16 protein-coding genes and 1 pseudogene are annotated in these 20378 nt (G+C 68.0%); 11 read left to right on the forward strand and 6 right to left on the reverse strand.

Annotated elements, in window-relative coordinates; all coding sequences use genetic code 11:
• Positions 1-87 precede the first annotated feature (87 nt).
• Positions 88-1854 carry a DNA polymerase/3'-5' exonuclease PolX gene (gene polX, locus AC0KUR_RS20830; protein WP_473376368.1) on the forward strand — a complete coding sequence of 589 codons (1767 nt, stop codon included), beginning with the start codon at positions 88-90 and terminating at the stop codon, positions 1852-1854.
• 53 nt (positions 1855-1907) lie between these two features.
• Here polX and ald read toward each other — a convergent pair whose 3' ends face one another.
• On the reverse strand, positions 1908-3023 hold the full coding sequence (ald, locus tag AC0KUR_RS20835; protein ID WP_034191551.1) for an alanine dehydrogenase: 1116 nt from the start codon (positions 3021-3023) through the stop codon (positions 1908-1910).
• 284 nt (positions 3024-3307) lie between these two features.
• Between ald and AC0KUR_RS20840 the strand changes: the two genes are divergently transcribed.
• Positions 3308-3724 carry a DUF3995 domain-containing protein gene (locus tag AC0KUR_RS20840; RefSeq protein WP_034191550.1) on the forward strand — a complete coding sequence of 139 codons (417 nt, stop codon included), beginning with the start codon at positions 3308-3310 and terminating at the stop codon, positions 3722-3724.
• 12 nt (positions 3725-3736) lie between these two features.
• On the opposite strand, the gene AC0KUR_RS20845 is transcribed toward AC0KUR_RS20840, so the two are convergent.
• Positions 3737-4321: an RNA 2'-phosphotransferase gene (locus tag AC0KUR_RS20845; protein WP_069705309.1), complete on the reverse strand. Its 585-nt coding sequence runs from the start codon at positions 4319-4321 to the stop codon at positions 3737-3739.
• 603 nt (positions 4322-4924) lie between these two features.
• Between AC0KUR_RS20845 and AC0KUR_RS20850 the strand changes: the two genes are divergently transcribed.
• The 4 genes from AC0KUR_RS20850 to AC0KUR_RS20865 all read left to right on the forward strand — a co-directional run bounded on the left by AC0KUR_RS20850 (position 4925) and on the right by AC0KUR_RS20865 (position 10785).
• Complete coding sequence (locus AC0KUR_RS20850; protein WP_034191685.1) at positions 4925-5665, forward strand: gluconate 2-dehydrogenase subunit 3 family protein; 741 nt, start codon at positions 4925-4927, stop codon at positions 5663-5665.
• Positions 5665-7443: a GMC family oxidoreductase gene (locus AC0KUR_RS20855; RefSeq protein WP_034191549.1), complete on the forward strand. Its 1779-nt coding sequence runs from the start codon at positions 5665-5667 to the stop codon at positions 7441-7443. The genes AC0KUR_RS20850 and AC0KUR_RS20855 overlap by 1 nt, the downstream gene beginning before the upstream one ends.
• Positions 7440-8861 (forward strand): cytochrome c, encoded by a 1422-nt coding sequence (locus tag AC0KUR_RS20860; RefSeq protein WP_034191548.1) that lies wholly within the window; start codon positions 7440-7442, stop codon positions 8859-8861. The genes AC0KUR_RS20855 and AC0KUR_RS20860 overlap by 4 nt, the downstream gene beginning before the upstream one ends.
• A 208-nt stretch (positions 8862-9069) precedes the next feature.
• Entirely contained in the window at positions 9070-10785 is a 1716-nt protein-coding gene (locus tag AC0KUR_RS20865) for a cation:proton antiporter domain-containing protein (protein ID WP_034191547.1), read from the forward strand.
• A 75-nt stretch (positions 10786-10860) separates the two neighbouring features.
• Here the strand turns inward: AC0KUR_RS20865 and AC0KUR_RS20870 are convergent.
• From AC0KUR_RS20870 to AC0KUR_RS20880, 3 genes and pseudogenes are all read right to left on the reverse strand, one after another.
• Positions 10861-11220: pseudogene (locus AC0KUR_RS20870) on the reverse strand (SDR family oxidoreductase); the annotation flags it as partial.
• A gap of 139 nt (positions 11221-11359) precedes the next feature.
• Entirely contained in the window at positions 11360-13252 is a 1893-nt protein-coding gene (locus AC0KUR_RS20875) for a peptidoglycan D,D-transpeptidase FtsI family protein (protein WP_034191546.1), read from the reverse strand.
• A 422-nt stretch (positions 13253-13674) separates the two neighbouring features.
• Complete coding sequence (locus AC0KUR_RS20880) at positions 13675-14019, reverse strand: DUF3564 family protein (protein WP_034191545.1); 345 nt, start codon at positions 14017-14019, stop codon at positions 13675-13677.
• A gap of 648 nt (positions 14020-14667) precedes the next feature.
• Between AC0KUR_RS20880 and AC0KUR_RS20885 the strand changes: the two genes are divergently transcribed.
• On the forward strand, positions 14668-15879 hold the full coding sequence (locus AC0KUR_RS20885; protein ID WP_343727329.1) for an SDR family oxidoreductase: 1212 nt from the start codon (positions 14668-14670) through the stop codon (positions 15877-15879).
• A gap of 54 nt (positions 15880-15933) precedes the next feature.
• Here AC0KUR_RS20885 and hpaR read toward each other — a convergent pair whose 3' ends face one another.
• Entirely contained in the window at positions 15934-16374 is a 441-nt protein-coding gene (gene hpaR / locus AC0KUR_RS20890; protein ID WP_034191543.1) for a homoprotocatechuate degradation operon regulator HpaR, read from the reverse strand.
• A 152-nt stretch (positions 16375-16526) separates the two neighbouring features.
• On the opposite strand from hpaR, the gene AC0KUR_RS20895 reads away from it, so the two are divergent.
• The 4 genes from AC0KUR_RS20895 to hpaD are packed head-to-tail and all read left to right on the forward strand — an operon-like array spanning position 16527 to position 20354.
• On the forward strand, positions 16527-17216 hold the full coding sequence (locus AC0KUR_RS20895) for a fumarylacetoacetate hydrolase family protein (RefSeq protein WP_473376369.1): 690 nt from the start codon (positions 16527-16529) through the stop codon (positions 17214-17216).
• Complete coding sequence (locus AC0KUR_RS20900; protein WP_034191541.1) at positions 17213-17977, forward strand: fumarylacetoacetate hydrolase family protein; 765 nt, start codon at positions 17213-17215, stop codon at positions 17975-17977. The genes AC0KUR_RS20895 and AC0KUR_RS20900 overlap by 4 nt, the downstream gene beginning before the upstream one ends.
• A 22-nt stretch (positions 17978-17999) precedes the next feature.
• The gene (hpaE, locus tag AC0KUR_RS20905) at positions 18000-19463 is read left to right on the forward strand and encodes a 5-carboxymethyl-2-hydroxymuconate semialdehyde dehydrogenase (RefSeq protein WP_034191540.1); all 1464 of its coding nucleotides are present in this window, start codon (positions 18000-18002) and stop codon (positions 19461-19463) included.
• Positions 19464-19505: 42 nt separating this feature from the next.
• The gene (hpaD, locus tag AC0KUR_RS20910) at positions 19506-20354 is read left to right on the forward strand and encodes a 3,4-dihydroxyphenylacetate 2,3-dioxygenase (protein WP_059556454.1); all 849 of its coding nucleotides are present in this window, start codon (positions 19506-19508) and stop codon (positions 20352-20354) included.
• Positions 20355-20378 lie beyond the last annotated feature (24 nt).

The following is a 20378-nucleotide window of genomic DNA, read 5'->3' on the forward strand; positions in this document are numbered from 1 at the left end:
TGGCGTCGACCTGCGATGCCGACGGGCGGGCAGGCGCCGTGGCGCCAGTACGCGGCGCCATCCACGTGGAAGGGAGCCACGCCGATCATGCCGATCCACAATGCCGAGTGCGCGGCCGTATTCGCCGAGATCGCCGACATGCTCGAGATCCAGGGCGCCAATCCGTTTCGCGTGCGGGCCTACCGCAACGCCGCACGGACGATTGCCGACTACGGTCGCGATATTCCGACGATGATCGCGAACGGCGACGATCTCGGCAAGATTCCGTCGATCGGTCCGGATCTTGCGTCGAAGCTGCGCGAGATCGCCGCGACCGGCACCTGCGAGCTGCAGCAAACGCTGCGCCATGCGTTGCCGGGTGCGATCGTCGAGTTGCTCGACGTGCCGGGGCTGGGCGCGAAACGCGTGAAGGCGCTGCATGATGCGCTGCACGTCGATTCGCTCGAACAGTTGCGTGCCGAAGCGAAAAACGGTCACGTGCGCGAGCTGCCGGGCTTCGGCGCGAAAACCGAAGCCCATCTGCTCGAAGCGATCGACGATCGCCTGCAGCGCGAGCCGCAACGCTTCCTGCTGCCCGACGCCGCGCGGTCGCTGATGCCGTTGCTCGACCGCCTGCGCGCGGTCGCGGGCGTCGGCAAGGCCGTGCCGGCCGGCAGTTTTCGTCGTCGCCGCGAAACCGTCGGCGATCTCGACATCCTCGTCACCGCACGCGACTCGGCCGCCGTCGCCGATGCGTTCGTCGGCCACGGCGATGTGGCGCGTGTGCTCGCGCACGGCAAGACGAAGTCGAGCGTCGTACTCGCCAACGGTTTGCAGGTCGACCTGCGCGTGGTCGATGCCGATGCGTTCGGCGCGGCGCTCGTCTACTTCACCGGATCGAAGGCGCACAATATTGCGCTGCGCAGGATCGCGCAGGCCGGCGGGCTGAAGATCAACGAATACGGCGTGTTTCGCGGCGACGAGCGGATTGCCGGCGACACGGAGGCCTCGGTCTATGCCGCCATCGGGTTGCACGAGGTGCCGCCCGAGCTGCGCGAGGATCGCGGCGAGATCGATGCGTCGCGCGCCGGCACGCTGCCGGCCCTGGTCGAACGCAGGCATCTCCACGGCGACCTGCATGCGCATACCGACGCGTCGGGCGGCCGCGACGGCCTGCGCGCGATGGCCGACGCGGCCCGTGCGCGCGGGCTCGCTTATCTGGCGATCACCGATCGCGCCCCGCCTGCCGACGGCGGCCGCCACGACTTCGAGTGGCTTGCGCGACAGCTGGACGAGATCGATCGCATCAATGCGTCGTTCGACGATTTCGTGCTGCTCAGGGGCGTGGAGGCCGGTATTCGCGAGGACGGCAGCCTCGATGTGCCCGACGCGATGCTCGGCCGGCTCGATCTCGTGGTCGGAGCCGTCCGCGATCACTTCGACTTGCCGCGCCAGGCACAGACCGATCGCCTGCTGCGCGCGATGGACCACCCGCATTTCACGATTCTCGCGCACCCGACCGGCCGCATGCTCGGCGAACGCGAGGCAGTCGAACTCGACGTGCCGCGCGTGATTGCCCAGGCCGCGGCGCGCGGCTGCTTCGTCGAACTCGATGCACAGCCGCGGCGGCTCGATTTGCCCGACATCTGGTGCCGCGAGGCCGCGCGGGCCGGCGTGCGGGTCGCGATCGGTTCCGATGCGTACGGCACGGACGAATTCGACAATCTCGCGTACGGCATCGATCAGGCGCGACGCGGCTGGCTCACGCGGCGGGATGTGCTGAACACGTGCACGCTCGCGCAACTGCGGCCGCTGCTGGCACGGACGATGGGCGAGGGCGGCGGGACGAAGCGGAGCCGGTCGAAGGGGGGATGAACGCGGGCGGCAACGCATGCTGCCCGCCGTGCGTTCATGTCATTCCGGCACGGTCACGCGAGCATGCCGGTCGCCGGTACATAGGGCAGGCCGAGCGCCAGCGCGACCGCTTCGTACGTGATGTGCCCGTCGCAGACGTTCAGGCCCGCGCGCAGATGCGGATCGTCGGTCATCGCCTGCTTCCAGCCCTTGTCGGCGAGCGCGAGCGCATGCCCGAGCGTCGCGTTGTTCAGCGCGAAGGTCGACGTGCGCGCGACCGCGCCGGGCATGTTCGCGACGCAGTAGTGCACGACGCCGTCGACGACGAAGGTCGGGTCGGCATGCGTCGTCGCATGCGAGGTCTCGAAGCAGCCGCCCTGGTCGATCGCGACGTCGACGACGACGGCACCCTTGCGCATCGTCGCGATCATGTCGCGCGTGACGAGGCGCGGCGCCGATGCGCCCGGCACGAGCACCGCACCGATCACGACGTCGGCGTCGCGCACGGCTGCGTCGACCGTATGCGCGTTCGAGCAGACGGTCGAAATCCGGTTGGCGAACACGAGGTCGAGCTGGCGCAACCGGTTGACGTTGTTGTCGAGCACGGTGACGCGTGCGCCGAGGCCGACCGCCATCTGCAGCGCGCCGGTGCCCACGACACCCGCGCCGAGCACGACGACGTGCGCGGCCGGCACGCCGGGCACGCCGGCCATCAGCAGGCCGCGGCCGCCGCGCGGGCTTTCGAGGTGGGTTGCCGCGACCTGGATCGACATGCGTCCGGCCACCTCGCTCATCGGCGCGAGCAGCGGCAGGCCGCCGCCGGGGCCCGTCACGGTTTCGTACGCGATGCAGACCGCGCCGGATTTCACGAGCGCGGCCGCCTGGTCGGGATCGGGCGCGAGATGCAGGTACGCGTAGAGGATCTGGCCGCGTCGCAGCATCGCGCATTCGGCCGGCTGCGGCTCCTTGACCTTGATGATCATGTCGGCGCGCGCGAAGACTTCGTCGGCGCCGTCGCAGAGCGATGCGCCGGCGGCGGTGTAGTCGTCGTCGAGCAGGCCGATCGCGGTGCCCGCGCCGCGCTGCACGAGCACGCGATGGCCGTGCCGCGTGAGTTCGTGCGCGCCGGCCGGCGTGAGGCCGACGCGATATTCGTGGTTCTTGATCTCCTTCGGCACACCGATCAGCATGAGTCGCCTCCATGGCCTTCATTATCGTTGTCGTGCGGTCGGTACGATGCTGCGGCGTGCCGACCGCGGTACTGGAATAACAGGGTAGTAGCGCGCGAAGGGAAGTCAAGCGGCCGGCCCGGGCGACCGGCACGCGCACTGCATCGCACCACGTGCTGCCACGGGTTGCGACCGCAGGTCGCAATGCACGCGTCGCCGGGTTTCGGTATCGTCATGCGTGGCGCGGGCCGGGGCCGCGCGCCGGAACCCTTCCGGCAGAACAACGAGACAAGGACACGAACGACATGACCGGCGCGTATTTCAGCGTGCCGACGCTTTGCGCGATCGCGCTCGTACACGTCTACTGGGCGTTGGGCGGGCGGCGCGGCAAGCGTGCGGCGATTCCGGAACTGGATGGCGTGCCGCTGCTGCGGCCGACCGCGATCGGCACGCTTGCCGTCGCGGCGGCGCTGCTGGGCGGCGCATGCGTGGTGGCCGCGCGTGCCGGCTGGCTGGGGCGTAACGCGTATCCCGGCACGATCGCGTTCGCGGTCGTTGCGCTCGCACTGATCTTCGCGGTGCGCGCCGTCGGCGATTTCCGCTACGTCGGCTTCTTCAAGCGCATTCGCGGGTCGCGTTTCGCACGGATGGACTCGCTGTATTACTCGCCGCTGTGCGCGGCGCTGGCGCTGTCCATTGCGTCGATGTTCTGGACGCGGTGAGCGGCGGGCGGTTCAACCCGCGGGCGCATCGATCGGCGCAAGGCATTCGGCCGGCACGGCGTCGGTCAGCCAGACGCCGTTTTCGGCAATGAAGAACGTGCGGCCCTGCCGGTGCATGCGCTGCGCGTCGACCTCGAGAATCACCGGCACGCCGTAGCGCGCGCCAACCGCCCGTGCCGTCCCGATGTCGGCCGACAGGTGCACGTGATGCCGGGCGCCGGGTTTCAGTCCTTGCGCACGAATCGAATCGAGGAAGCGCGTCGCCGTGCCGTGATAGAGGCGCTCGGGCGGCTGCGCGGCCGGATAACGCCGTTGCACGACGGGCGTCGAATGGCCCTGCACCGCGCGAATGCGCTGACCGTCGTCGGAAAGCGCGAAGCGCTGCTTGTCGCTGGTTGCACAGACGCTTTCGATCGTCGCGCGATCGAGCCGGTGTCCGTGACGGGCGGCGCCGGCAATCAACCGACCGATATCGGCCCAGCCTTGCGCATCGAGTTGCAGGCCGATCGCCTGCGGCTCGTGGCGTAGCAGGTAGCTCAGATATTTGCTGATGCTGGTCGAATCGGGCGCCAGCGATTTGTTTTTCCGGGTGTTCATGAGCGGAGGAGGCTACCAGAGCACGGCGCGCTCCGACGCCGTCGCGTGGTGCCGCGTGACTGGAAAGAGGCAGCTCTCCGGGTAGGTCCTCCAGGCAACGAACGCCTGCCTGCCCCCTTCATCCACCTGCGATCGCGCGCATCCTTGCGCATTCCGGTTTTCAGATTTTTCAATTGTTGCGATTTTCGATGCATTGAATTGCATCGAACCCTGTAGCAATGGAACCGGTTCCAGCTATAATTCGCCGCACTCGTCGCCGGGCCCTAAAGAGGGTCGTGCACGTTGCGCTTGCCGTCGGCAAACGCGGCGTCTAAGTTGAACAAGGGTCATGGCGATGGCAGCAGATGCCGGTCGAAAGGCCGCTATTTGTCTGACGATAGGGCCCGTTAAGAGGTCGATCCGTGCAGCGCGCCGCCGTCGCCGGCGCGACGCGCGGCCGCATGAAGGCGTCACCGTGCATCGCGCGGCCGTTGCCCGCATCGAGGTTGTTCGCAACATATGAAGAACAGGACGGCCAGCCGCATGCGGCACGGCTTCCGGCCGGCCACGCGGCATGCGGAATGCGCGTGGCCGGCGCCGATCCCCAACGATCAACATCCGACCATGTCCACGCCACCTGACAAACCCAACTCGCGCCGCCGTTTCCTGCGCACGTCGGTCGCGCTCGTGCCGATCGCGTCGGTCGCCGGCTGCGACCTGCGCTCGTCGTCGCCGTCCGCGACGACGGCCGGCAGCGCGCCCGCCGCATCGTCCAGCGCCGAGCGCGCCCCGTACAAGCCGACCTTCTTCGATGCGAAGGAGTGGGCGTTCGTCCAGGCCGCCGTCGACCGGCTCATCCCGGCCGACGCCGAAGGCCCCGGCGCGCTCGAATCGGGCGTGCCCGAATTCATCGACCGCCAGATGGAGACGCCGTATGCGCACGGCGCGACGTGGTACATGCAGGGGCCGTTCCAGCAGGGCGTGCCCGAGCTGGGTTACCAGTTGAAGCTGGTGCCCCGCGACATCTACCGGCTCGGCATCGCGGCCGTCAACCGTTATTGCGAAAAGGCGCACGGCAAGGCGTTCGCGGATCTCGACGCACCGACGCGCGACACCGTGCTCGGCGCGCTGGAGAAGGGCGCCGCGCAGATCGACGACGTCCCGCCCGGCGTGTTCTTCGGCCAGTTGCTGCAGAACACGCGCGAAGGTTATTTCTGCGATCCGGTGCACGGCGGCAATCACGACATGGCCGCGTGGAAGATGATCGGCTTTCCGGGCGCACGCGCGGACTTCATGGATTTCGTCAACCAGAGCGGCAAGCCCTATCCGTACGGGCCCGTCTCGATCAACGGGGAGCGCAGCTGATGGCCGCAGAGAAAAAGCCGCATGTCGATGCGGTGATCGTCGGCTTCGGCTGGACCGGTGCGATTCTCGCGAAGGAACTGACCGAAGCGGGCCTGAAGGTCGTCGCGCTCGAGCGCGGCGAATATCGCGATACGTACCCGGACGGCGCGTATCCGAACACGATCGACGAGCTGACGTACAACATCCGCAAGAAGCTGTTCCTCGACCTGTCGAAGACGACCGTGTCGATCCGCCACGGCCTGCAGGACACCGCGCTGCCGTACCGGCAGCTCGCCGCGTTCCTGCCGGGCGAAGGCGTCGGCGGCGCGGGGCTGCACTGGTCGGGCGTGCATTTCCGGATCACGCCGGAAGAGCTGCGCTTGCGCAGCCACTATGAAGAGCGCTACGGCCGGAAGTTCATCCCCGAAGGGATGACGATCCAGGATACGGGCGTGACCTACGACGAGCTCGAACCGCATTTCGACTTCGCCGAAAAGGTGTTCGGCACGTCGGGGCAGGCGTACAAGGTCGGCGGCAAGGTGGTCGGCGACGGCAACGTGTTCGAGGCGAACCGCAGCGACAACTTCCCGCTGCCCGCGCAGCTCAATACGTATTCGGCGCAGCGCTTCTTCGACGCCGCCAAGTCGCTCGGCCTGCATCCGTACCGGCTGCCGTCGGCGAACACGTCGGGCCCGTACACGAACCCGTACGGCGTGCAGATGGGCCCGTGCAACTTCTGCGGCTACTGCAGCGGTTACGCGTGCTACATGTACTCGAAGGCGTCGCCGAACCTGAACATCCTGCCCGCGCTGAAGCAGGCGCCGAACTTCGAGCTGCGCTCGAAGTGCCACGTGCTGCGCGTCGACCTCGACGACACGAAGAAGCGCGCGACCGGCGTGACCTACGTCGATCCGGCCGGGCGCGAAGTGCACCAGCCGGCCGATCTCGTGATCGTGGCCGCGTTCCAGTATCACAACGTGCACCTGCTGCTGCTGTCGGGCATCGGCAAGCCGTACGACCCGGTCTCGGGCGAGGGTGTCGTGGGCCGCAATTTCGCGTACCAGAACCTGTCGACGATCAAGGCGTTCTTCGACAAGGACACCTACACGAATCCGTTCATCGGCGCGGGCGGCAACGGCGTCGCGGTGGACGATTTCAACGCGGACAACTTCGACCACGGCCCGCTCGGCTTCGTCGGCGGTTCGCCGCTGTGGGTGAACCAGGCCGGCGTGAAGCCGATCAGCGGCATCGCGACGCCGCCCGGCACGCCGCAGTGGGGTTCCGCGTGGAAGAAGGCCGTCAAGGACAACTACGCGCACACGATCTCGATGGACGCGCACGGCACCAACATGTCGTACCGCGACGTGTATCTCGACCTCGACCCGACCTATCGCGATTCGTACGGTCAGCCGCTGTTGCGGATGACGTTCGACTGGAAGGACAACGACATCAAGATGGCGCAATACGTGACCGGGCAGATGAAGAAGATCGCGGAAGCGATGGGGCCGAAGGCGATCAGCGTGTCGACGCGCGAGTTCGGCAAGCACTTCGATTCGCGCGCCTACCAGACGACCCACCTCGTCGGCGGCGCGATCATGGGCACCGACCCGAAGACGAGCGTGCTGAACCGCTACCTGCAGTGCTGGGACGTGCACAACGTGTTCGTGATGGGCGCGTCCGCGCTGCCGCAGGGCATCGGCTACAACCCGACCGGGATCATCGCGGCGCTGGCCTACTGGTCGGCACGCGCGATCCGCGAGCAATACCTGAAAAATCCTGCCCCGCTGGTGACCGTATGAAGAGGACGATGAATTCCCTCGCCACGCGCCGCATGTCCTCGTGGTCGCGTGCCCTGGCGGCCGCGGCGAGCTGGGCCGTGTTCGGCCTCGCCGGCACGACGGCCGTCGCGCAACCGGCGGCGCCCGCCGCGGCTTCCGGCCCGGCGGCTGCACCGGTGGCCCGGTCGGCCGACGCGAGCCTGGTCAAGCGCGGCGAATACCTCGCGCGCGCCGGCGACTGTATCGCATGCCACACCGCGAGCGGCGGCAAGCCGTTCGCCGGCGGGCTGAAGTTCGACACGCCGATCGGCGGCATCTACTCGACGAACATCACGCCGGACCCGAAGACGGGTCTCGGCGGCTGGACTTACGAGGACTTCACGCGCGCGGTGCGCGAGGGCGTGCGCAAGAACGGCGACACGATGTATCCGGCCATGCCGTTCCCGTCGTATTCGCGCCTGACCGACGACGACATGAAGGCGCTGTACGCGTACTTCATGCACGGCGTCGCGCCCGTCGAGCACGAGAACCGCGCGGTCGACATCGTGTGGCCGCTGTCGATGCGCTGGCCGCTCGGGATCTGGCGCAAGCTGTTCGCGCCGGCGCCGAAGCCGTTCGATGCGGCGCCGTACACCGATCCGGTGGTCGCGCGCGGCGCGTATCTCGTACAGGGCCTCGGCCACTGCGGCGCGTGCCACACGCCGCGCGCGCCGACGATGCAGGAGCGCGGGCTGACCGATGCGGACGGCCCGGACTTCCTGGCCGGCGGCGCGGCGATCGACGGCTGGGTGCCGACGAGCCTGCGCGGCGAGCCGCGCACGGGCCTGGGGACGTGGAACGAAGCCGAGATCGTGCAGTTCCTGAAGACGGGCCGCACGCTGCGCACGGCCGCGTTCGGCGGGATGACGGACGTGGTCGGCCACAGCATGCAGCACATGACCGACGACGACCTGAACGCGATCGCGCGCTACCTGAAGACGCTGCCGCCGCGCGTGCAGGGCGAGCAGCCGCACGTATACGACGCGGCCGCCGCGAAGGCGCTGCAGACGGGCGACGCGAGCAAGCCGGGCGCGGCCGTCTATCGCGACAACTGCATGGCCTGCCACCGCAGCGACGGCCACGGCTACACGCGCGTGTTCCCGGCGCTGGCCGGCAACCCGGTCGTGCAGGGGGACGATCCGACCTCGCTGATCCACGTCGTGCTGGAAGGCAGCGCGCTGGAGGGGACGCGCACCGCGCCGTCGACCTTCACGATGCCGCCGTTCGGCTGGCGCCTGTCGGACCAGGAAGTCGCCGACGTGTCGAACTTCGTGCGCACGAGCTGGGGCAACACGGGTGCGCCGGTGACGGCCGCGCAAGTCGCGAAGGTGCGCAAGAGCGTGCCGTCGACGCGGCCGGAGCCGCCGCCGGGCGCGCGGTTCCCGCAAGCGTCGCGCTGACGCGGGCGGCGGGGCGCCGGCCCCGCCGGTTCGACCCGTTTCAGGGCGCCGGCCGCGACGTGCGGCGCCCGTCGTTTCGCCGGGGTTGCACCCCGCAAAAGCGCGCGGCAGCGTGAATTTTTCGCGGCCGCGCGCCATTCTTCCGCCTCATCCCTTATCCTTTCACTCTTGAACCTTACTAAATAGTTACAAGAGCTTGGGAGGGGGGATGCCTCATGACGTCAGCCTGATTGCGTTGCTCGCGGCCGGTTTCGGTCTCGCGATGATCTTCGGTTACCTCGCGTCGCTGCTGAAAATGCCGCCGCTGGTCGGCTATCTGCTTGCCGGGATCGTGATCGGCCCCGGCACGCCCGGTTTCGTCGGCGACCTGTCGCTCGCGCAGCAGCTCGCGGAAGTGGGCGTGATGCTGCTGATGTTCGGCGTCGGCCTGCATTTTTCGCTCGGCGATCTGCTCGCGGTGCGCAAGATCGCGCTGCCGGGCGCGGTCGTCCAGATTACCGTCGCGACGCTGCTCGGCGGCGGGCTCGCGCTCACGTGGGGCTGGAGCCTCGGCGCGGCGCTGGTGTTCGGGCTCGCCTTGTCGGTCGCGAGTACCGTCGTGCTGCTGCGCGCGCTGGAAGGACGCGGGCTCGTCGAGACGGTCAACGGGCGCATCGCGGTCGGCTGGCTGGTCGTCGAGGATCTCGTCATGGTGCTCGTGCTGGTGCTGCTGCCGCCCGTCGCGGGGCTGCTCGGCGGCACGCCGCCCGGCGATACGCATGCGGCGGGCGGCAGCGTGTGGGGCACGCTCGGCGTCACGATGCTGAAGGTCGCGGCGTTCATCGCGCTGATGCTGGTGGTCGGCAAGCGCGTGTTTCCGCGCATTCTGTGGCTCGTCGCGCGCACCGGCTCGCGCGAGCTGTTCACGCTGTGCATGATCGCGGCCGCGGTCGGGATCGCGTTCGGCGCGGCGAAGCTGTTCGACGTGTCGTTCGCGCTTGGCGCGTTCTTCGCCGGGATGATGATGCGCGAGTCGGAATTCAGTCGGCGCGCGGCCGATGAGACCTTGCCGCTGCGCGACGCGTTCTCGGTGCTGTTCTTCATCTCGGTCGGCATGCTGTTCGACCCGAAGGTGCTGCTCGAGGAGCCGCTGCACGTGATCGAGGTCGCGGCGATCGTGCTGGTCGGCAAGACGCTCGCGGCCGTCGCGCTCGTGATCGCGTTCCGCTATCCGCTGAACACCGCGCTGACGGTCGGCGCGGGCCTCGCGCAGATCGGCGAATTCTCGTTCATTCTCGCGGGGCTCGGGCGTGCGCTCGGGCTCTTGTCGGCCGAGGGGCAGAGCCTGATCCTGGCGGTCGCGCTGATTTCGATCGCGATGAACACGCTGCTGTTCGCGATGATCGACCCGGCGCTCGTGTGGATCCGCAAGCATTCGGCGTTCGCGCGCAAGCTCGAGGCGCGCGACGATCCGCTCGCCGCGCTGCCGATGTCGACGCCGCAGACCCACTTGACCGGGCAGGTCGTGATCGTCGGCTACGGCAAGGTCGGCACGCGGATCGCGCATGCGCTGGACGAGCGCGGGATCGCCTATGTCGTCGTCGAGCAGAATCGCGAGCTCGTCGAGAAGCTGCGCGCGGACGGCATCGCGGCCGTGTCGGGCGACGCGATCGAGCCGATCGTGCTCGTGCAGGCGCATATCGCGCGGGCCGGGATGCTGGTCGTCACGCTGCCCGACGTGTTCGACGTGCGGCAGATCGTCGAGATCTCGCGCACGCTCAACCCGACGCTCGAAGTCGTGCTGTGCACCAACAGCGGCGACGAGGCCGCGCTGCTGTCCAGCGAGGGTGTCGGCACCGTGTTCATGGGCGAGACCGAACTCGCGCGCGGGATGACCGAGCACGTGCTCGGCCGGATGGTGAAGCCGGTCGCGGCCGCGCATTGACGGCGCGCGGCATCGCGCCGCGCACCGGGCAGCGCGCGGCGGCCCGGGCGGCCGCCGGCCCTGCGGGCTTCGGTGTCAGTAGAACGTCTCGAGCGTCGGTTTCCGCGCCATCACCACGCGATTGCCGGCCAGCAGGCCGCCGCCCACCGGCAGCGCGACGCCGGTGATGATCCGAGCGGCCGGCGAACTCAGGAACGGCGCGGCCTGCGCGACGTCGTCGGGCGTCGCGAAATCGTCGGGCGGATACCCCTTTCTCGATTGCTCGAACACCTGCGGATTGCGCCGCACGCGCGCTTCCGACGCGGGTGTCTTCACCGTGCCGGGCAGCACGATGTTCGCGCGCACGCCGTCGCGGCCCTATTCGATCGCCAGCGATTTCGTGCCGCTGATCAGCCCGGCCTGGGCCGCGCTGTAGGCCGGATGTTGTAGTCGGGCGCACAGGCAAGGCCACCTGCGGCGCGCAAATATTGCAGGAGGACGCGGCGGGAACCCTCAAATGATGCGGGGCGTTCCTGGAACGTGAGATGAAAGCGGGAAGGAGTGACGCGCATCCGGCATCGCCCGGACGGCGTCGTCAGCCTGCGGCAGCCTTCGCCGGCGCGGCCGTGCCGGATCGTGCGGCCGTCTCGAGCGGCGCGGATGGTTTCCGCGCGGCAGCCGTCCGGGCCGGCGAAGCCTTCGGCGCGGCTACCGTCTTCTGCGGCGCAGCCGCTTTTGCCGGCGCATTCTTCTCGGGCTCGACCGGCGCATCGGGCGGTACGCCGAGCAATTGCAGCGAGCCGCTCGTGACCGACGCGAACACCGGGCCGGCCACCGTGCCGCCGTAGTAGCCCTTGCCGCGCGGCTCGTCGATCATCACGGCGACGATCAGGCGCGGGTTGCTCATCGGCGCCATCCCCGCGAACAGCGCGCGGTACTTGCCCTTTGCATAGGTCGCGCCGACCTGCTTGCGCGCGGTACCGGTCTTGCCGCCGATCCGGTAGCCGTCGACGCGCGCGCGGCGCCCCGTACCGCCTTCGCCGACCGCCATCTCGAGCATCGAGCGGATCGACGCGGCCGTTTGCGGCGACGTCACGCGGTGGCCGCGATGCGCGTCGATCGTCTGCTGATCGGTGCCGTTCTTCAGCAGCGACACCGGGTGCAGCGTGCCGTCGCCCGCATAAGCCGTGTAGGTCTGCGCGATCTGCAGCAGCGACATTGACAGGCCGTAGCCGTAAGCCATCGTCGCCTGCTCGATCGGCCGCCAGCGCTTGTAGCCGCGCAGCCGGCCCGACGCGACGCCCGGGAACGTCAGTTCCGGCGCGCGGCCGATCCCGTACTCCTGGTACTTGTTCCAGATCGTTTCGGCGGGCAGGTTCAGCGCGAGCTTCGCGAGCGCGACGTTGCTCGACTTCTGCAGCGCCTGCGAAACCGTCAGCGACCCGTGGTTCGACGTGTCGTGAATCACGGCCGGGCCGATCTTGTAGGTGCCGGGCGACGTGTTGATGATCGTGTTCGGCGTGACCTTGCGTTCGTCGATCGACAGCGCGACGACGAGCGGCTTGATCGTCGAGCCCGGTTCGAACGTGTCGATCACCGCGCGGTTGCGCAACTGCTGGCCGGTCAGGCGGGCACGATCGTTCGGGTCGAAGGTCGGGTAGTTCGCGAGCGCGAGGATCTCGCCGTTCTGCGCGTCGAGCACGACGACGCTGCCTGCCACCGCGTTGTTCTCGATCACGGCGGCCTTGAGCTGGCTGTACGCGAGCTGCTGGATGCGGCGATCGATCGTCAGCTCGATCGTCGCGCCGTGCTGCGCGGGGACGAGCGGGCGCGTATCCGACACGATGCGGCCGAGCCGATCGCGGATCACCTCGCGTTGCCCCGACGTGCCTTGCAGGCGTGCATTCGCCGCGAGTTCGACGCCTTCCTGGCCCTTGTCCTCGACGTTCGTGAAGCCGACCACGTGCGCGGCCGATTCGCCTTCCGGATAGAAGCGCTTCGAATCGGCGATCTGCGTGATGCCGTCGATCGCGAGCTTGTCGAGGCGGCCCGCGGTATCGGCGTCCACTTGCCGCTTGAGCAGCACGAAGGTCTTCTCGTTGCCCAGACGCCGCTTCACCTCGACGAGCGGCATGTCGAGCAGCTTGGCGATCTGCGGGTAGTCGGTATCGGCGACCTGTTTCGGGTTCGCCCAGATTTCATAGGTCGACAGGCTGACCGCGAGCATCGCGCCGTTGCGGTCGACGATGCGACCGCGCATCGCGTCGAGCTCGATCGTGCGCTGGTAGCGCTTCTGGCCCTGTCCGACATAGAAATCCTGGTTCGCGACCTGCACCCAGAAGGCCCGCGCGATCAGCGCGGCGAACGCGAGGAACACGACGATCACGATCAACCTCGAGCGCCACATCGGCAGGCGCGACGCGAGCATCGGATTCTTGGTCGCGGCCGCGTACGGATCGGCGGGGTGGGTCTTCTTTTTCACGCTCATGCAATGGCCGGTTCGGGCCGCCCGTCGGCGGCAAATCAGTCTGGATAATGCGATTGTAATAAATGAGTAAACGTCGTGTGGGGAAAGTGTGTTCCGGCCCCGTGAAAAAACGTCAAAACGGCGACTTGGCCGGACATGAAAAACGAAGGCAGTAAAAAAGCACGACGAAAGCGGGCGGCCGACGTCACGGCAGGCAACGGGGGGATGCTCGGCAGGGGGGGCGATCCGGGTAGGCGGATTCGGGTGCCGGTCGAGCGCGACCGCCGACGCAGCGCGATCAATTGCCCGGGCCTCGATTATTTCTTTATGCCCGAAAATGAGAAACGCCCCGAAAGGGGGCGTCGATAATCATGAATATCGAAATGAATATCACTGGCACCGGAATAAACCCGAAAACCGCAGACGATTTACCTCGATGAATGCTATCGGGCAACGGAAATGAATTCCCGGTATTCCGGCTGGGTCGTGCAGCGATCGACCGCCTGCAGCCGCCATGCACCGGCGTGGTCGCCGGCGAGGACGGCAGGGCCCTGTTCGCGCTGCGTCGCGCCGAACGACAGCCCCTTCAACTGGCACACGGCGTTGCCGCCATCGGCCGCGCAGAGCGCCATCGCGCCCTCGACGTCGCGGACCTTGCCCCAGGCAGGGAGATCGATGCCCTGATGTGCCTCGCGCGACCACAGTCCCTCGTCGGTATCGACCCATAGAACCGCGAAAGCGTGCCGGGTTGCCGATTCGCTGCCATTAATCCGAATGGTGAGGCGCATTGTGATCGTCTCCTGAAAAATTGACGCATTCGACCGTTTTGACTTGATCAGTCTAGATAGACTGGTGTGAAACGCAAGTGATAATCCTCAAACAATCCTTATTGAGTTCATTCCGGTTTCAGATGGAACGACGTCTGACGATTCATGGTCGTTTCGGAGGCACTTGCCATCACGGGCGTTAGCGGGGATCGCGGTGTCGAGAGGCGCGTCGAAGGCGGTCGAGAGATGGGATGACCCGCGCGCGGGGCGCGTCGATCTGTCGCGCGCGACCGGCCACCGAAACGGTGCCGACGGATGCGACACGGCGCAGTCGGGACACCGACCGGGCGGACGTTTCGTCGTGCCGACGGCGGGTCCGGCACGACACACTCCGACAATCGCGTACAAATCGGCACACTTTCACGAAACTTTCGGGACAGACTTGCATTCGGTCGGGCCCCACACTGGGAAGGTCCCGATCCTGTGCCGCGGACGCCCGTCCGCGGCGGCTGCCGCCATCTCGTGCCAGAGAGCGATCGACGCGATCGCAGGCCGCACGCCCGATCGGGACTGCCGGGGCCGCGTCAGCCCCGGCCCGGCCGGTGAGCCGTGCGCGGCCCGCAACCGCGGGCACCGCGCCGCCCGGCCGATTCTTCGAAGGAGACTATCGTGCTGATCTGGAAAACCGCGTTGTCGCTCAACTGGCGGACGAGCCTCGTGTCGCCGGCCAGCGCACCGGTCGCGGCGGCGAACGTCGGGCGCCTGGTGCTGACCGGCGCAACCGGCTTCATCGGCAGTACCGTGCTGACGGCGCTCGTCAATGCGGGGCTGCTCGAACGCATCGTGTGCGTCGTGCGCGCGCAGGATCGCGGCCACGCCGTCGCGCGGCTGCGCGAGGCGGCGCTGCGCGCGGGGCTTGCGCCGTACTGGGCGTCGCGCCTGACCGATGCGAACGTGATCGTCGGCGCGCTCGGCGACGTGTGGCACGGCGCCGATGCGCCGCGCCTCGCCGGGGCGACGCACGTGATTCACTGCGCCGGCCATGCTTCGCCGGCCGACGGCGCGCATCTGCAGGCCGACATCGCCGATGCGGTGCATTTCGCCGAACGCTTCGCGCGCGCGCCGCGCCTGCAGCGTTTCGTGTACGTCGGCACGGCCTATGCGCACGCGGGCCGCGGCGGGATCGTGCAGGAACAGGCGGCGGGCGCTGTGGCGAACGACCCGGCGCACGACGACGAAGGCCTGCCGGGTGCGGTGCTCGCGGCCGATTATCTGCACGCGAAGGCCGAAACCGAACAGCGCCTGCGCGCGCTCGGGCTGCCGCTCGTCGTCGTGCGGCCGTCGCATGTGGTCGGTCATACGGTGCTCGGCACGCGGCCCGCGCCGAATTCGTTCTGGATGTTCCGCCTCGCGCATGCCGCGCGTCGCTTCACCGCGCGGCCGATGACGCGCATCGACATCGTGTCGGTGGACGACGTGGCGCGCGCGACGATGCTGCTGGCCGTGAAGCCGACGCTCGCCCACGACGTCTATCACGTGTCGGCCGGCGACGAGGCGCCGCAGGTCGCGCAGATCGTGCGGGCGATGGACGAGGCGGCGGGGATGACGGGTGCGCCACGCTACGCCGCGTGTGCGCCGGCGGAACTGCCGCTCGTGGTGCGAGACGTGCTCGGGCGGGCCGATCCGGCACTCGAACGCGTGATCGGCCGTGCATTGCAGCGCTGCGGGGAATTCGCGACGGTCGATCGCGTGTTCGACAACCGCCGCGTGCGCGACGAAATCGATTTCGAGCCGTTGCCGTTCATCGATTACGTCGAGGAGTGCATGCGCACGTCGCGCGGCGTGGCCGTGACCGAGTTGATGCGCGGCGCGTTGCACTGACTGCCCGCGCCGCACCGCACCCGTTTCCGCGCGCGGCGGGAGCGGGCGCTTTCCTTATGCGTTGCCGCCGAGTTCGATGAGCCGGTCGAGCGCGCGGTAGATGTCTTCGAGGCCGTCCTCGCCGAAGCGCGACTCGAGTTGCCGGTACTGCTCGTCGATGCGCGGACCGATCTCCGTCACCAGTTTCCTGCTTTGCGGCGTCAGGCTGACCAGCAGCCGGCGCTGATCTTCCTGCGCGCGCGTGCGCGTGATCAGGCCGTCGCGCTCCATCCGTTCCAGCACGCCGGTGAGGCTCGGGCTCAGGATGCAGCAGCGCCTGGCGATCTGTCCCGCCTCGAGCGCCTGCGCCGGTTCGCCGTCGAGCACGCGGATGATCCGCCATTGCTGTTCGGTCAACGCGAATTCCTTGAGAATGGGGCGAAACAGACCCATCAGCGTTTCGCGGGCCTCGAGCAGCAGCATGGCCAGGTTGCGATGGTCGAGCGTACGGTTCATCGGGGTGGGTAAAGGACGGGGACGTATCAATCTTAACAGCCGAAGGAGATGGATTTCGCGTATCAGGGTAATCGAGGTTGCCAGCGTTCGATTGTTTACTTAAGATATTAAATATTGACGATGCGCCGCGACGCGCGGCAGGGGAATGACGCATGGAGCTGTCTTGCACGACCGCCGCGGCGCCGCCGTTGCCGGTCGCCATCGGTACCGTCTATGGCGCACTGCTCAACGAGCGCGTCGCGCTCGACGCGCTCGGCGACGCCGTGAACGCGCCGCCTTACGGCCGCCCGCCGCAGGCGCCGATCCTGTACATCAAACCCGCGAACACGCATGCGGGCGACGGCGCCGCCGTCGTCGTGCCGGCCGGCGTCGACGCGCTGGAAATCGGCGCGTCGGTGGCCGTCGTGTTCGCCCGGCGCGCGACGCGCGTGCCGGCCGCGCAGGCGCTCGACTACGTGCACGGCTTCACGCTCGCGAGCGACGTGTCGGTGCCGCACCCCGATTACTACCGCCCGGCCGTGCGCTTCAAGTGCCGTGACGGCTTCTGCCCGCTGGGCCCGGCCATCGGGCCGGCCGCCGCGCTCGGCGACGTCGACGCGATCGGCCTGACGGTGCGGATCGACGGCGAACTGGCCGTGTCCGCGTCGACCGCCACGCTTATCCGCCCGGTGCGCGAACTGATCGCCGATGTGACCGCGTTCATGTCGTTCGACGCGGGCGACGTGCTGTTGCTCGGCGTCGCGGGCGGCGCACCGCGCGCCCGCGCGGGCAGCACGATCGAGATTTCGGCCGCCGGCATCGGCACGCTGCGGCATACGCTGATTGCGGAGGAAGCACGATGAAGACGGCGCGCGTGATCTACAACGGCGCACTGCATGCGGCCGAACCGGCCGGCGACGGCACGATCCGCCTCGATACGGGGCGCGTGGTCGCCGAGGAGGCGGTGGCGTGGCTGCCGCCCGTCGCGCCGCGCACGACGTTCGCGCTCGGCCTCAACTACGCCGACCACGCGAAGGAACTCGCGTTCAAGGCGCCGAGCGAGCCGCTGATCTTCCTGAAGGGACCGAACACGTTCATCGGCCACCGGTCGCGCACCGTGCGCCCGGCGGATGCGACGCACATGCACTACGAGTGCGAACTGGCCGTCGTGATCGGCCGGCCCGCGCGCAACGTGAGCCGTGCGCAGGCCGTCGACTACGTGGCCGGCTACACGGTCGCGAACGACTACGCGATCCGCGACTATCTCGAGAACTACTATCGCCCGAACCTGCGCGTGAAGAACCGCGATACCTGCACGCCGCTCGGGCCGTGGTTCGTCAGCCGCGACGAGATCGGCGACGCGGGCGACCTGATGCTGCGCACGACCGTGAACGGCCACGAGACGCAGCGCGGCAGCACGCGCGACATGATCTTCGACGTGCCGGCGCTGATCGAGCACATCAGCGGCTTCATGACGCTCGCGCCGGGCGACCTGATCCTGACCGGCACGCCCGAGGGGCTGGCGGACACGCAGCCGGGCGACGAGGTCGTGACCGAGATCGAAGGGATTGGCCGGCTCGTGAACACGATCGTCGGCGAAGCAGACTACTATCGCGCCGGCTGAGCCCGTCGCTCAAGGAGAGCACATGACCATCAAGCACTGGATCGACGGCCGCGAAGTCGAGAGCCGCGAGACCTTCACGACGCTGAACCCCGCGACGGGCGACGTCATCACCGACGTCGCGTCGGGCGGCGAGGCCGAGGTCGACGCGGCCGTGCGCGCGGCGAAGGCGGCGTTCCCGAAATGGGCGAACACGCCCGCGAAGGCGCGCGCGAAGCTGATGCGCAAGCTCGGCGAGCTGATCGAGAAGAACGTGCCGATGCTCGCGGCGCTGGAGACGCAGGACACCGGCCTGCCGATCGCGCAGACGAGCAAGCAGCTGATTCCGCGCGCCTCGGAGAACTTCAATTTCTTCGCGGAAGTGTGCGTGCAGATGAACGGCCGCACGTATCCGGTCGACGACCAGATGTTGAACTACACGCTGTACCAGCCGGTGGGCGTGTGCGCGCTGGTGTCGCCATGGAACGTGCCGTTCATGACGGCCACGTGGAAGACGGCGCCGTGCCTCGCGCTCGGCAATACGGCCGTGCTGAAGATGTCGGAACTGTCGCCGCTGACGGCCGACCAGCTCGGCCGGCTCGCGCTCGAAGCCGGCATTCCGCCCGGCGTGCTGAACGTCGTGCAGGGCTACGGCGCGACGGCCGGCGACGCGCTTGTGCGCCATCCCGACGTGCGCGCGGTGTCGTTCACCGGCGGCACCGTGACGGGCAAGCGGATCATGGAGCGCGCGGGCCTCAAGAAGTATTCGATGGAGCTCGGCGGCAAGTCGCCGGTGCTGATCTTCGACGACGCCGATTTCGACCGTGCGCTCGACGCGTCGCTGTTCACGATCTTCTCGATCAACGGCGAACGGTGCACCGCCGGTTCGCGGATCTTCGTGCAGCGCACGATCTACGACCGCTTCGTGCAGGAATTCGCGCGCCGCGCGAACAACCTGGTGGTCGGCGACCCGGCCGATCCGGGCACGAATCTCGGCGCGATGATCACGCGCCAGCACTGGGAGAAGGTGACGGGCTACATTCGCATCGGCGAGCAGGAAGGCGCGCGCGTGGTCGCGGGCGGCGCGGACAAGCCGGCCGGGCTGCCCGCGCATCTGCGCAACGGCAACTTCGTGCGCCCGACCGTGTTCGCCGACGTCGACAACCGGATGCGTATCGCGCAGGAAGAGATCTTCGGGCCGGTCGCCTGCATCATTCCGTTCGAGGACGAAGACGAAGGGCTGCGGCTCGCGAACGACACCGCGTATGGCCTTGCGTCGTATATCTGGACGCAGGACGTCGGCAAGGTGCATCGTCTCGCACGCGGGATCGAGGCCGGGATGGTGTTCGTGAACAGTCAGAACGTGCGCGACCTGCGCCAGCCGTTCGGCGGCGTGAAGGAGTCGGGCACCGGGCGCGAGGGCGGCGAGTACAGTTTCGAGGTGTTCGCGGAGATCAAGAACGTGTGCATCTCGATGGGTTCGCACCACATCCCGCGCTGGGGCGTGTGACGGTCGTTTCGCCGCGATAACGAACCAAATGGAGACTGAACGATGGGCAAACTGTCCCTCGCCGCGAAGATCACGCACGTGCCGTCGATGTATCTGTCGGAACTGCCCGGCAGGCATCACGGTTGCCGCGAGGCGGCGATCCGCGGCCACCAGCTGATCGGCGAGCGCTGCCGCGCGCTCGGCGTCGACACGATCGTCGTGTCGGACGTGCACTGGCTCGTCAATGCCGGTTATCACGTGAACTGCAACGCGCGGTTCTCGGGCACGTACACGAGCAACGAGCTGCCGCATTTCATCCGCGACATGACGTACGCGTATCCGGGCAACCCGGCGCTCGGCCGGCTGATCGCCGAGACGGCCACCGGGCGCGGCATCGCGACGCGCGCGCACGAGATCGACAGCCTGGAACTCGAATACGGCACGCTCGTGCCGATGCGCTACATGAACGGCGACCAGCATTTCAAGGTCGTGTCGATCGCCGGCTGGTGCATGTGGCATCAGCTCGACGAAAGCCGCCGCTTCGGCGAGGCGCTGCTCGAGGCGATCGAGAAGAGCGATTCGAACGTCGCGTTCCTCGCGAGCGGCTCGTTGTCGCACCGCTTCAACGACAACGGCAGCCCCGAGGAATCGATCCACCAGATCAGCCGCGAATTCTTCCGCCAGGTCGACCTGCGCGTGGTCGAGCTGTGGAAGCAGGGCGATTTCAAGACCTTCTGCGCGATGCTGCCCGAGTACAACCTCCATTGCCACGGCGAAGGCGGGATGCACGACACGGCGATGCTGCTCGGGCTGCTCGGCTGGGATCGTTACGACAAGCCGGTCGAGATCGTCACCGACTATTTCGCGAGTTCGGGCACCGGGCAGATCAACGCGATCTTTCCGCTCGCCTGAGCGCTGCCGCCTGCCAAGCAATCG

The organism is Burkholderia sp. YHN3-13, from assembly GCF_055810675.1.